Source organism: Bradyrhizobium sp. LeoB3 (assembly GCF_055456055.1).
In genome coordinates this window covers 66,925-79,829 of the sequence record NZ_JBVBEF010000013.1, presented here as the reverse complement: position 1 = coordinate 79,829, position 12,905 = coordinate 66,925, and the positions used below count along the sequence as shown (strand labels likewise).

8 protein-coding genes and 1 pseudogene are annotated in these 12,905 nt (G+C 58.4%); 6 read left to right on the top strand and 3 right to left on the bottom strand.

Features of this window, described 5'->3' with window-relative positions; translation table 11 throughout:
• The first annotated feature begins 93 nt into the window (after positions 1-93).
• From ACZXDY_RS12445 to ACZXDY_RS12435, 3 genes are all read left to right on the top strand, one after another.
• Positions 94-1,281 carry a helix-turn-helix domain-containing protein gene (locus ACZXDY_RS12445; protein ID WP_464345677.1) on the top strand — a complete coding sequence of 396 codons (1,188 nt, stop codon included), beginning with the start codon at positions 94-96 and terminating at the stop codon, positions 1,279-1,281.
• A gap of 668 nt (positions 1,282-1,949) precedes the next feature.
• A complete protein-coding gene (locus tag ACZXDY_RS12440; protein WP_028164515.1) occupies positions 1,950-2,606 on the top strand; it encodes a response regulator transcription factor in 657 nt (218 codons plus the stop codon).
• 358 nt (positions 2,607-2,964) lie between these two features.
• A complete protein-coding gene (locus tag ACZXDY_RS12435) occupies positions 2,965-3,357 on the top strand; it encodes a response regulator transcription factor (RefSeq protein WP_464345705.1) in 393 nt (130 codons plus the stop codon).
• Positions 3,358-3,954: 597 nt separating this feature from the next.
• Here the strand turns inward: ACZXDY_RS12435 and ACZXDY_RS12430 are convergent.
• Positions 3,955-4,521, bottom strand: coding sequence for a sulfite oxidase-like oxidoreductase (locus ACZXDY_RS12430; RefSeq protein ID WP_464345676.1), 567 nt, complete (start codon positions 4,519-4,521; stop codon positions 3,955-3,957).
• 224 nt (positions 4,522-4,745) lie between these two features.
• Positions 4,746-5,279, bottom strand: a complete 534-nt coding sequence (locus tag ACZXDY_RS12425) for a PAS domain-containing protein (protein ID WP_464345675.1) — start codon at positions 5,277-5,279, stop codon at positions 4,746-4,748.
• 332 nt (positions 5,280-5,611) lie between these two features.
• On the opposite strand from ACZXDY_RS12425, the gene ACZXDY_RS12420 reads away from it, so the two are divergent.
• A complete protein-coding gene (locus ACZXDY_RS12420; protein ID WP_464345674.1) occupies positions 5,612-6,616 on the top strand; it encodes a helix-turn-helix domain-containing protein in 1,005 nt (334 codons plus the stop codon).
• A gap of 224 nt (positions 6,617-6,840) precedes the next feature.
• Entirely contained in the window at positions 6,841-7,248 is a 408-nt protein-coding gene (locus ACZXDY_RS12415; protein WP_464345673.1) for a globin domain-containing protein, read from the top strand.
• A 114-nt stretch (positions 7,249-7,362) separates the two neighbouring features.
• Here ACZXDY_RS12415 and ACZXDY_RS12410 read toward each other — a convergent pair.
• Positions 7,363-7,507: pseudogene (locus ACZXDY_RS12410) on the bottom strand (IS5/IS1182 family transposase); the annotation flags it as partial.
• 178 nt (positions 7,508-7,685) lie between these two features.
• On the opposite strand from ACZXDY_RS12410, the gene ACZXDY_RS12405 reads away from it, so the two are divergent.
• Positions 7,686-12,494 (top strand): trifunctional serine/threonine-protein kinase/ATP-binding protein/sensor histidine kinase, encoded by a 4,809-nt coding sequence (locus tag ACZXDY_RS12405; RefSeq protein ID WP_464345704.1) that lies wholly within the window; start codon positions 7,686-7,688, stop codon positions 12,492-12,494.
• Positions 12,495-12,905: the final 411 nt, after the last annotated feature.

Here is a 12,905-nt window from a genome sequence, read left to right as displayed (position 1 = left end):
ACGTGGGGCCCTACTAGCCCCCAGCACGGGCACCGCGATCGTGACAACGGAATGGATGAATGAAATCCTGAATAGGACCCGGAGTTCGTCTCCATGCGTCTAGCCGATGATGACCAGTTGACAGCACGAATCCAATTCAAGCGAACCGGAGAAGCGATAGCAGAAGGCCGCCCACCACTTTCGCCCTCCACGCTGCGAGCCGAGCTCCAGCAAGTCCGTTTAGGCGAGAATTTATCGAAGCCACGCGATTCGCGGAACGGCACTGAAGATCTGCAACAACTTTCAAGATCACAAGCGTTGCTTCCGATTCGATCCGCGATCACTGGAGGCGACCATGACTCGTCTATTTTCGATCCAGCTCGCCAATTGGGTGGTCACGTCGCGGCGGACGCGATCCATCCTGTCGTTGAAATCTCTTCTTCCGAGGCCGTGACGCGTCTCACTGTAACGGGGCAAGGCATGGCGGCCGAATCTGTGCGATTCACCAGCCGAAGCAAAATCCAATATCATTTTCGAGCTCCAATGCATATGCTCGTGATGTACGAGAAGGGAGAGCGCCGCGACGGAGAGACGTTCGTGGAAGGTTTGCCGCGATCAGCGATCCGGAACCTCGAGCGGAAGCTGACATTCGTGCCGGCAGGCCGCGAATTTCACGATTGGCACGAGCCGCGCGGGTCGCAGATGCGGCTCATGTACTTCTACTTCGAACCTGAGAAGCTGAAGGCTCTTTCTAAGCGTGGCATCACCGACCTACCGAACGCTCCACGCCTACTATTCGAAGACGAAACGCTATGGCACACCGCGCTCAAGCTGAAGACGTTCGTCGAGAGCTCTGCAGGAGACCCGATCTACTTCGAGAGGCTCGGTACTCGGCTCATACATAACGTCGTGCGTTTCACTTGTGGGATGCCCAGCATTCAACCTCAACTCCGAGGTGGCCTTGCACCGTGGCAGCAACGACTTGTCACTGCCTATATCCAGGAACATCTCAATGAGCAGATACCGATTGGCACGTTGGCGCAGCTCGTCCGTCTGAGCCCATATCACTTCTGCCGGGTATTCAAGCAATCTCTCGGAATGCCGCCATATCGGTACCAGAGCAACCGTCGCGTTGAGCACGCCAAGGTACTGCTAGCAAAACGCGCAGGCTCGATGGCGGAGATCGGTCTGGCGGTAGGCTTCAGCAGTCCTAACGCGTTCGCCACGGCGTTCCGGAAGGCGACCGGAATTGCTCCCACGGATTATCGCCGAAGTGTGGCTGCTCCTGTAACGCATGAATGACCTGCGACGTCGCGACTAACTTTGCTATTCGGAAAGTGGAGGCATCTCGGCCTCACATTGCGATGAGGATGATCGCGCTTTCGGTGCCCGCTAGAAAAGCAGCTTACGAGCCTGAGGAAGACATGCGTCTACGAGTGCCGGCCCTGGCAGCATCCGTTCTCGAGACCGTAGCGGTGAGCACGGTATCGCGCGTAAACGGATCATTTCGGTCTGAAGACGCCGAACCAGTTAACACGCGGCAAATCGGAGATCTGGCTGTACTCGATGCTCCCATAGCTCACCGGCAACCGGCTAAGACTGATTTGCTATCTTGGCTCCGCGAGCTGGAGGACCCCCTTTGCAGACAGAAAGCAGAAAGCCCCGCCGCTGGAGGTCAGCAAAGCGATCGACTGCTGAAGCGGCGCAAGAGGAACGCCCCCGCCAAAGGCCGCAGAGCGATCCTAGGGGGTTGCGCAAATCTGTTGCTGCTAACGGAGCGTGAAGGTGAGCTGACATTTCATCGGCCGCCTTACAGCAAGGGTGCTGAGGACCATCGATCTGGCGAACTTTTCTCGTGGTCACGAACGATGGCGTTCTACAGTGGAACTCGCGCGGCGTCATGTGTTGAATGGCCCTCGTGAAGGTGATATTTTTACACTGCAAGTTGGCGCGTATCGGAAGAGTATCTCATGGCGCAGCATTCTATTCAAAAGCGTGCCGTAGCCGAGGAACCAACTATCGTCATCGTTGACGATGACAAGGACTTCCGCGACTCTCTCGGAGATCTGTTCAACTCGGTCGGCTACAAGGTCAAGTTGTTTGGGTCGGCCGCAGAGCTACTCGAAGGCGAGTTGTTATCCGACGTGGCGAGCTGCCTCGTGCTTGACGTCAGACTGCCCGGCTTGGGCGGTCTCGATTTCCAAGCCGAGCTGTCGAAAGTGAACGCTTCCATTCCCATCATCTTCATGACCGGCCACGGCGACATTCCGATGTCGGTCAAGGCGATGAAGGCAGGCGCTGTGGATTTTCTGACCAAGCCGTTCCGCGATCAAGACATGCTGGATGCAGTGACGATTGCGCTGGAGCGCGATCGGACGCGGCGGAAGGCCGAGCAGCGGCTCACGGACCTGAAGTCGCGTCTCGAGCGTTTGAGCCGGCGCGAGCGAGAGGTGCTGGCTCTCGTGACTACCGGCTTGAAGAACAAGCAGATCGCTTTCCAGCTGGACGTAGCTGAGATCACTGTGAAGGCGCACCGCAGCCACGTGATGCAGAAGATGGGTGCGCAATCGCTGGCCGAGCTTGTGAAAATGGCGGAGGCGCTTGGTATAAAGTCGCCGCGGTCCTAATCGCTTCGTGATGGCACGTGGGTCCTTCAGCGAAGACGTTCTTGTTTGCGCAAGCCAACTCATGCTTTTAATCGGCTGCCGGACGGTCCCTGCTGCCGCGTCAAGGGTATCGACCTCATCAGCGCACGCGTTCGGACGTGGCCCAAACCGGGTTGAACTATTCAGAAGTTCTGCATTAATTGTTCCAAAGTATAGCATCGATTATTCCGAAGTGTGGCATCGCCTGTCCACAATATAATCGCCAAGTCCAGACCCTTGTCGTTACACTTTCATTGCTGGGGATGCGGTCCGCCGCGCGATGATTGGATAGCCGCGCAGTGTGCTTCTTGAAATGGACGCGGAACGCGAGATGCGGGATATGCCCAGCAAGAGTCAAATTTCGATCATCGATGATGATGAGCAGTTTCGCGCGGCGTTAGCGGATCTCATGCGAGCAATGGGTTTCAGGATTGAGGCCTTTTCATCCGCAGTGGATTTTTTGGCGTCTCCCAACGTACGCCATACGTCCTGTTTGATCGTTGATGTCCACATGCCGGGCATGACTGGGACTGAGTTGCATAGCAACTTGGCAGGATCTGGCTATAACATACCAACAATTCTGATCACCGCTTACCCCGATGACCGCACGCGAGCTTGGGCTCTAGGTCATGGCGTCGTTGGCTACCTGACCAAACCCATCGACGAGGAGGTTCTGCTCGGATGCGTCGAATCGGCTCTGCAGCGCGCCAAATCGGATGAAGATCCGTCATGACCGCTCAATCACCTGCCGGCGCGCGACCAGGAGTTCGGTCATATTGTGGTTTGCGCTCGGGCCGACGATCGTGAACTATACCGCCTTCGGACAGCTGGAAAATCGCATCTGCCTTCGCTAGGCTCCACGAGCGCCGCAAGCAAATTCGAATTTCAGCAATAATGATCAAGCAATCGAACGCAAAAACGGCAAATGGGCTAGGACGACTGGAAATCGGAGATGTGGAACTGGGGATGATTTCTTATCTGGCTCTCGCGGCCTGACGGCGAGATATTTGGAACAATTTGCGCCGGAGCAATCCTCGAGGTCATCGCCGTGACCCATGGCGAAGTCACGAAAAATGGCATTTCGGTGCAGACGGTACTCGCGGGCGGCTTGCCGTCCGTTCAAGGGATCGAGTTCACCTGCAGCAGGTGATCCTCAGCTTAATTGGACGGCACCTAAGCAGACAGGACGAATGAACCGGTCTAGCGATGCCCGGACTGACCATCCTTATGTTGTCGTTCTGATGAAGTCGTACCTGCAGGTGAAATAGTCCAACGATTGGCTTCGAGCAGCCGTACTTGAGAGCGACCCATATCTCCAGCGTCCCGATGTTCAGCTCGAAGATCGCTGCTCTTTGAACGGGTCGCCGTAGATGTGATATCCGTTAAATTCCCATAAGCCCGGCGATTCGCGATCCAATAACTCGATCCCGCGCACCCACTTCACGCTCTTATACGCATAGAGGTTTGGTACCACGAGGCGCAGCGGGTAGCCATGCTCAGCAGTAAGTGGTTCGCCGTTATACCGCAGCGCGAAAATCGTCGTCGGGCGCAGAAAATCCGAGAGTGGCAGGTTTGCCGTGTAGTTGTTCTCGCCATGGACCATCACATGCCGCGCCTCTGGCCGCAACTTCACTCGCTTCATCAATTCTGTGGCGAGCAATCCTCCCCAATGGTTGTCGAACCGGCTCCAGCCGTTGACGCAGTGCATGTCCAAAAATACCTCGCTCTGCGGCAGATTGGAGAGCTCTTCCCACGAAAGCCGCAGCTGCTCCTCTACCAGGCCGAATACGCGAAAATCCCACGTCCTGGGACGAAAGAGCGGCACCGAGCCCACATGCAGCACCGGCCACTTGAGCGTCAGCGACTGTCCTGGGGGCAGCCGCCCAGCGTCACGCATCTCACGCTCCCGTTCACGTCGCTCGTTCGATCGCACAGCTAGCTCCATCGCAAATGTGGCGCGCGCAAAAGCACCGCGCGCCCTAGTTAGCGTACTTGTAATTTCCAGGGCCCGAAAACGCGGTCAGCCGGGTGCGGCGGACAAACATTGAGCTTCTGGTACGCCACATGCCGAGAAGGTCCCTATGAAGAACTACGGAACCAGAAGCGGCGAAGGGAGCCTCACTACTCCTCCCCCTCACCGATCTCGGAATCGGAATTATTTGCAGACTCGGAGAGTAAGCCAGGGACAGTCTTGCTGGTATTGTGACGGAAAATGTTGACGGCTCCGATCACCTCGTCCTCGTTGTCACGGATTGGAAAGACATTAACGAGCGCCAGAAGACGATTGCCGTTGGGATGCTCGCAAATCACATCGGCGTTGCGAACGGTGGCGCCGTTGTTGATCACCACGGATGGTGGTGCAAGTTCGTGCGGCATCACTTCTCCTGAAGGGTAACGCAGAAGGTGTGACCCGCAATACTTTTCCGAGGTTCCCAGAGACGGCGTGCGTCCCCAACCCGCGATTGCAGCTTTGTTGCACTTGACGACAGTGGCATCCTTTTCGAGAACGTATATCCCTACTGGGATAGAATCCATTGCCGCTTGGTCTGCAAGAATTCCTTTTGTGACGAGGTGCCCGTCGACGACTTCTCCTCGGAAGTCGATTTTGTCGAAGTCGCCATCCAAAATCATCGTGCTCGTTGCGTTGGTTGCCATTTTCAACCTCCTTTGCGTACTCTCATTGTTCATAGGATCTATTCGGCCTTACACTCGAATTTGAGTAAGCATAGTCTCGCAGGTCACTACCGTCGTCTCACCGTGCGCCGCACGATGTCTCATTTTGCGCCGATCGCCATTCGGTTGTTGTTCAGTTAAGGCCGCGGAGAGGCGGGTGCGGTGATCAGCTCGCCCGCTGGAATCGAGACGCAAAGGAACTCTCCACATCCGCTTTAAAAAGTGGCAGCCCCAAAGTCTGGCACCCTCGCTTTGCCCATGTAACCGGTCTAAGGTTAGGTTTCCAAGGCATTTGGTCGGCCCACGGGATGGTCATGCAAGTCCATTTTTCCACGGACCATATTGCGCCGCGCGACCGCGTGAGGTTCTGGTGCGACTATTTCGCGAAGCAGGCCCATAGCATCACGCCGGGCGAGATTCCGGATCCCGCTGCCTTTCGCGCGGAAGCGAATGGATCGATTGCAGGCGAATTTGCGCTGCTGGAGATAAGTTCGGGACTTGAGAGGGTCCAACGGACGGCGGCCGACGTTGCCAGGGACAAGATCGAAGCGTTCTTCGTCCGCCGATTTCGCGCGCCGGTCATTTGGAGGGCCGCGGCACGCAGCACGCCAGTCGATCTGATTCATGAGCCGGGTGATTTCTGCATAAGCTCGACCGAATGGCAATTCAACGCGGAATGGAAAGGCCCAGCGTCGTTCGACATGCTGATCATCCCGCGGGCTGCACTCTCGCCGATTATAACCGGGGGCCGACTGGAATGCCCGTTTCGGTTGGCCGGTGCCTCGCCGCTCGGCTCGCTGCTCGGCGCAGCTATTGATGCGGCGAAGGCGCAAGCCCCGCTGCTCTCCAACGAACACGGTGAAGCCGTGCTGCGCAATCTCTGCGGTCTCGTGGCACTGAGCTGTAACATCTCCAACGAAGGCATCAATCGGGGGCGGGATTCGCTACAATCGGCGCGGCTCGCGGCCGCCAAGCGTTACGTCGACCTGCATCTCGCCGATCCTTCCCTGACCGCCGCCAGCGCCGCGGCCGCACTCGGCATCTCGGCGCGCCAGTTGCATCGCCTGTTCGAGGCAAACAATGTCAGTTTCGCCCGATACGTTTCGCGCGAGCGACTGCTCCGGTGCCGCGACGCCGTCGCCGACGCGACGGGAACCGGCCGATCGGTGATCGATATAGCTTTTGGCTGGGGGTTCAACAGTATGGCGACGTTTTATCGCGCGTTCGCAAGCGAGTTCGGTAGCCCGCCCACCATGCTGCGTGCGGCATCGCAAGGACGAGTGAATGGCCAGCGCACGACAGGAAAGGACACATCGTGAATTGCTCGGGGCGATCTCCCGCTTGGCGCTAAATGAGACGTTGCTTGGCGCTAAATGAGACGACCTCGCAACTGCTTCCGTGTGAATGACCCACGGAAATCGCGCGCCAATGAGATGCGTCAGGTTGCACGACGCTTCTATGCGCCTGAGGTGTCGCATCCGATTGCTATCATGTGTCGCGCGCAGCCGAGTGAGCCGCGCCCGCACGCAAAGGAAATGACATCGTGGATGCTGTGCAGCAGGAGCTTGTTCAGACCACTTTCGCCCGGCTCGCGGCGATGCCTGAGGTCGCCGGGGCGTTGTTCTACGAGCGGCTATTCGCCACCAATCCGAATTTCCGGCCGCTATTCAGAAACAACATGCGTATTCAGGGCGTCAAGCTAATGACCATGCTCGCTATGGTCGTCTACAATCTACCCGCGCTGGATCAACTTTCGCCCGCGATCCATGACCTTGCCCTCCGCCATGTCGAGTTCGGGGTTAAGCTCGCGGACTACGACGCGGTGCGGGAAGCGTTGCTCTGGACCCTCGAACAGGCGCTTGGAGAGGATCTCACGCCCGCCGTTCGTGAGGCGTGGACGGTCTGCTACGATGAACTCGCGGGTGAAATGAAGGCGGCGGCCGGCGTCTGATTTACGATCTCCCGCCTGGCACTAAGCGCCTTTTTTCCTCTCTGGAAGCGGTGATCCCGATATGTCCGTTCCGGGTGTCTTGGTTGTGTGCAAACGGATAGGATCGGCGCGCGGCCGTTGTCGGCCGACGTTTATGACCTCGTGCGTAACAATCAGATGGTGTCGCGGTGTCCACCGCGACCTGGACATTATAGCCGACGACACCCGATCCGCGTCCGCTGGTGGCCATCGAACGGGCATCCGGATCGGTCAGCGATATTGTTGATCCGGCGTATTGCGCATCGTACGCATACGACGAAGACCGCCTGATTGACGCATGCGCGCGAGAGCCGGGTAGCGCTATGATAGCGCTGCGTGAAGGTTAGGCATCTTGCTGAAGTGGTGATGCTGTGGCAACAAGAATGTCACCTATCCCGGGGCTCTCGGGGTACGTGCTGGTGCCCCTGCGGGAAAGCGCGGACTTTACCCTTTACCGCGGCCGAAAGCACGACGACCCCTCGCCAGTCCTGGCGATCGCACTCTTTGAACAGGCGCCGCCTCACAGTATCAGGCGGCTCATGCACGAATACTCGTTCGCAGCCGAACTCGATCCCGCGTGGGCTGCCAAGCCTCTGGCCATTACTCGTCACGAAGGGCGGACGATCCTCTTACTCAAGGACCCCGGCGGTCAGCCGCTGGATCGGATTCTTGAGCGTGACCAGGGGCAACCGCTCGACCTGACTCGCTTCCTTCGTAATGCCATTGGGTTGGCAAGAACACTCGGTCAAGTCCATCAGCAGGGCCTCATACATAAGGATATCAAGCCTGCGAATGTCCTCGTCGACGACTCCGGCAACGCATGGCTCACCGGATTCGGGATTGCGTCCCGACTTCCGCGCGAGCGCCAGTCGCCCGAACCTCCCGAGTTCATCGCGGGAACGCTCGCCTACATGGCACCCGAGCAGACGGGACGAATGAACCGTTCCATCGATTCTCGGAGCGACCTTTACTCGCTTGGAGTGACGTTTTACGAAATGCTGACCGGCAGTCTTCCATTCACGGCCTCCGAGCCGATGGAATGGGTGCACTGTCACATCGCGAAACAACCAGCCGCACCCAGTGAGCGGGTGGAAACCGTCCCGGCTTCGGTCTCCGCGATCACGATGAAGTTGCTCTCCAAGACGGCGGAGGAGAGGTATCAGACAGCGGTGGGAGTTGAAGGCGATCTTCGGCGCTGCCTGTCCCAATGGGAGTCCCAGGGGTGGATCGATGATTTCACTCCTGGCTCTCGCGACACCCCGGATCGCCTCATGATTCCCGAGAAGCTGTACGGAAGGGACCGCGAGGTTGACACTCTGCTCACCGCCTTCGACCGCATCGTTGGCGGTGGCCGAGCGGAACTGGTGCTGGTCTCCGGATACTCCGGCATCGGCAAATCCGCAGTCGTCAATGAGCTCCACAAACCACTCGTGCCGCCACGCGGCTTGTTTGCGTCGGGCAAATCCGACCAGTACAAGCGCGACATTCCGCATGCCTCGCTGGCCCAGGCGTTTCAGAGCCTCATCCGGCGGCTCCTCAGCCAGAACGAGGAAGACGTGCGCAAATGGCGGGACGCACTTCGTGAGGCGCTGGGTCCGAACGGACTGCTCCTCGTCGATCTCGTTCCGGAACTGAGGCATGTCATTGGCGAGCAGCCGCCGGTGCCCGAATTGCCGCCGCAGGAAGCGCAGAGACGTTTTCAGATTGTGGTTCGACGGTTCATCGGCGTATTTGCGCGACGTGAACACCCGCTCGCGCTCTTCCTTGATGACATGCAATGGCTGGATGCCGCCACACTCGACCTTCTTGAAGATCTGTTGACCCGCAACGATTTGCAGCACTTACTGCTCATTGGTGCGTATCGGGACAACGAGATCAATGCCACCCACCCGCTGGTACGTAAGCTAGAAGCGATCCGTCAGGCCGGAGCGGCAGTGCAGGACATCGTTCTCACACCACTCAGTCGCGACGATCTGGGTAAACTGCTTGCGGACTCGCTTCATTGCCAATTGGAGCGCGCCGCCCCACTGGCAGACTTGATTCACGAAAAGACCACGGGCAACCCGTTCTTCGCAATCCAGTTCATTTCTACTCTGGCGGACGATCGCTTGCTGACATTCGATTACCGCGCGCGGCATTGGGTATGGGACCTGCTCCGCATTCGTGCCAAAGGCTTCACGGACAATGTTGTAGAGCTGATGGTCGAGAAGTTGAAGCGCCTTCCGCCAGAAACCCAGAAGGTACTCCAGCAGTTCGCCTGCATGGGCAACAGTGCAGAGTTTGAGATGCTGCGGATTGGGTATCAGGGCTCGGTCGAGGACCTGCACGCCCATCTCTGGGAAGCCGTGCGATCGGGCCTCATCTTCCGTGCGGACAATTCCTACGGCTTCCTGCACGACCGCGTGCAGGAAGCCGCCTACTCGATGATCCCGAAGGAGCTGCGTGCCGAGGCTCACCTGCACATCGGAGTGCTCCTCGCCGTGCACACGCCCGCTGAAAAACGTGAAGAGGCGATATTTGAGATCGTCAATCAACTCAACCGGGGCTCCCATCTCATCACCTCTGTCGAGGATCGTGAGCGCGTCGCAGAACTGAATCTGATCGCAGGCCGGCGCGCGAAACTCTCGACGGCATACGACTCGGCGCTCAAGTATCTCAGGGCCGGCAGAGCCCTTCTTGCAGAAGAGACTTGGGAACGTAATCACCAGCTCATCTTCTCGATCGAGTATCTGACAGCCGAGTGCGAGCTACTGACCGTCACGGTTTGCCTGGCCGCCGGGGATCCACTCGCGGAAGTGCAAAAGGAATGCGAGAACGGCCTGGCATTTGCTAGGCGGGTGGGTTTCGGCCCGCTCGTCGAGCGCTGCGGAGCACAACTCGGTTTGATTCTGACCTTGCGCGGGCTGACCGCGACGTTCGGGTGCCTGGATCATGAGGGATACAGCGAACTCGATACCGAACGCCGCTTGGCCAACAGCCCCGATCTGGTGCTCGCCGAGTTCTATTACTGGACGCGAAAGCTGCAGGCGCACTTTTTTGCCGGGGACCTTGCGTCGGCGGTCGACGCCTCGCTGCACGCGGAACCGCTGCTTTGGACGTCGGCGGCAATGTTCGAGTCAGCGGTGTATCGATTTTATGGCGCGCTGGCGCACGCGGCGGTCTGGGATCACGCCACACCGGAGCAGAGACCGACGCATTTCGATTTTGTGCTGGACCAACACCGGCAGCTCCAAATGTGGGCGGAGGTCAACCCCGAAACCTTCGAAGACTGCGCTGCCTTGGTCGGCGCCGAGATCGCCCGCATTGAGGGCCGGCTACTGAACGCTCAGGAGCTGTACGACAAGGCCATCCGCGACGCTCACAAATACGGGTTCGTGCACAACCAGGCAATTGCCAACGAGATTGCCGGGCGTTTCTACGCAGAGCGCGGTTACGAGAAGATCGCGGCGACCTATTTGCGGGCCGCGCGGGCCTGCTACCTGCGCTGGGGAGCCGACGGAAAGGTTCGCCAACTCGAGGAGCTTTATCCGCACCTCAAGGTGGACAAGTCGATCCCGGATTCCACCGCGACAATAGTGGCACCCAACGAGCAGCTCGATTTGGCTACCGTAATCAGAGTCTCGGAAGCCGTGTCAGGCGAGATCGTTTTCGAGAAGTTAATCAGCACGCTCATGAGTTCGGCAATCGAACACGCGGGCGCCGATCGAGGTCTCTTGATCCTTCCGCGAGGCGACAAATATCAAATTGAAGCGGAGGCCACAACCAGCAGTGACAACGTGAACGTGGTCCTGAAACAGGCACGCGTCACGGCCGCAGATCTACCGAAGTCTGTGTTTCGCTACGTCCTTCGGACAAAAGAAAGCGTTCTCCTGCACGATGCGTCCAGTCAGAGCGCGTTTTCAGAGGATGGCTACATTCGCGACCACCGCTCACGGTCAGTGCTCTGCCTGCCGATACTTAAGCAGACCAGGTTGATCGGGATGCTGTACTTGGAGAACAACCTTACGACTGCCGCGTTTACTCCTGCTCGAATGGTAGTCCTCACACTGCTCGCTTCCCAGGCGGCTATCTCAATAGAGAACGCCAGCCTGTACCGCGATCTAGCTGAGCGGGAGGCCCGGATCCGACGGCTAGTGGATGCTAACATCATCGGCATCTTCGTCTGGGATCCGGACGGTCGAATCATCGATGCCAACGAAGCTTTTCTCCGCATCGTCGGATACGGCCGCGACGATCTCGTCTCCGGTCGACTGCGCTGGCGGGATCTGACGCCCGCCGAATGGCGAGATGCCGACGACCGACGTGTGGCGGATCTGGAGGCGACCGGAACCACGCAACCCTACGAGAAGGAGTACTTCCTGAAAAGCGGCGGCCGCGTGCCGGTGCTGGTCGGGGCAGCGACGTTCGGCGGGCGACACGACCAGGGCGTGGCCTTCGTGGTCGACTTAACCGAGCGCAAGCGGGCGGAGAAGGAAATTCGCGAAAGCGAGCGGCGTTACGGCGAGGTGCAGATGGAGCTCGTGCACGCGAATCGAGTCGCAACAATGGGGCAGCTCTCGGCTTCGATTGCCCATGAAGTCAACCAGCCGATTGGGGCGACGCTCAACAATGCCTCTGCGGCGTTGCACTGGCTGAGCAAAGAACCGGCAGATCTGGAGAAGGCTCGGCAGGCTCTCAACCGGATTTTTGCAAACGGCAATCGCGTCAGCGAGGTCATCGGCCGCATGCGCGCGCTTTTCAAAAAAGCACCCCTCCGGAAAGAAGACGTGGACATTAACGGAGCAATCCTCGAGGTCATCGCCCTGACCCGTGGCGAGGTCGTGAAGAATGGCATTTCGGTGCAGTCACACCTCGTGGAGGGCTTGCCGCTCATTCAAGGAGATCGGGTTCAGCTGCAACAAGTGATCATGAACCTGATCATCAACGCTATTGAAGCATTAAGCTCGGTCAGCGAGCGGTCGCGAGAGTTAGTGATCACCACTGGTAAGGTCGAGCCGGACGGCGTGCTCGTCGTAGTGCGGGATTCGGGTCCAGGTCTGAGTTCACCGGGTCTCGAGCACATCTTTGACGCCTTCAACACGACAAAGCCCGGCGGCTTGGGGATGGGTCTATCGATCTGCCGCACCATCGTTGAAGCGCATGGGGGACGACTATGGGCTACCGCCGCCCAACCTCAGGGCGCGACTTTTCAGTTCACCCTGCCTGCACAGTCAAGTCAGGCGATGTAAACTGAACATCCTGCAGCTGGCCATGTGTGGACCGCTCCGGGTGGCCAAGGAGAATCTTCATTTTACAGCATTGCACGCAGCAGGCATGTGTTCGGCCTGTTTGCGCGCTGCACATAACCGCTGGCCATAGTGCCCTACGCGGATCGAGTCCCGATCAACAGCACGCATTCGAAAATGCCGTGGCCCATGTGAGTCGTCCTGATCGCCGGATCGACCGGCGCTGCACTAGGTGCTGTTCACCGTCCCAACCGTTACGTCACACCGGATGTCGGGTGCAATCTCATCTCGATGACGCCACGAGCGCGGCGGGTTCGAATCGTGCGAACTGACGCCGAAAGCGCACGCGAGTGGCGTTTGTGAAGATCGACAACGCCTGATGAATGGTGTTCACTCTCGGAGAAGAGGTCCGAG

What these genes read in the sequence shown, in the direction of transcription:
- ACZXDY_RS12440 (WP_028164515.1), top strand. Translation starts at nt 1,950, where the DNA reads ATGGCGCAGCATTCTATTCAAAAGCGTGCCGTAGCCGAGGAACCAACT.
- ACZXDY_RS12420 (WP_464345674.1), top strand. Translation starts at nt 5,612, where the DNA reads ATGCAAGTCCATTTTTCCACGGACCATATTGCGCCGCGCGACCGCGTG.
- ACZXDY_RS12430 (WP_464345676.1), bottom strand. Translation starts at nt 4,521, where the DNA reads ATGCGTGACGCTGGGCGGCTGCCCCCAGGACAGTCGCTGACGCTCAAG.
- ACZXDY_RS12425 (WP_464345675.1), bottom strand. Translation starts at nt 5,279, where the DNA reads ATGGCAACCAACGCAACGAGCACGATGATTTTGGATGGCGACTTCGAC.
- ACZXDY_RS12435 (WP_464345705.1), top strand. Translation starts at nt 2,965, where the DNA reads ATGCCCAGCAAGAGTCAAATTTCGATCATCGATGATGATGAGCAGTTT.
- ACZXDY_RS12445 (WP_464345677.1), top strand. Translation starts at nt 94, where the DNA reads ATGCGTCTAGCCGATGATGACCAGTTGACAGCACGAATCCAATTCAAG.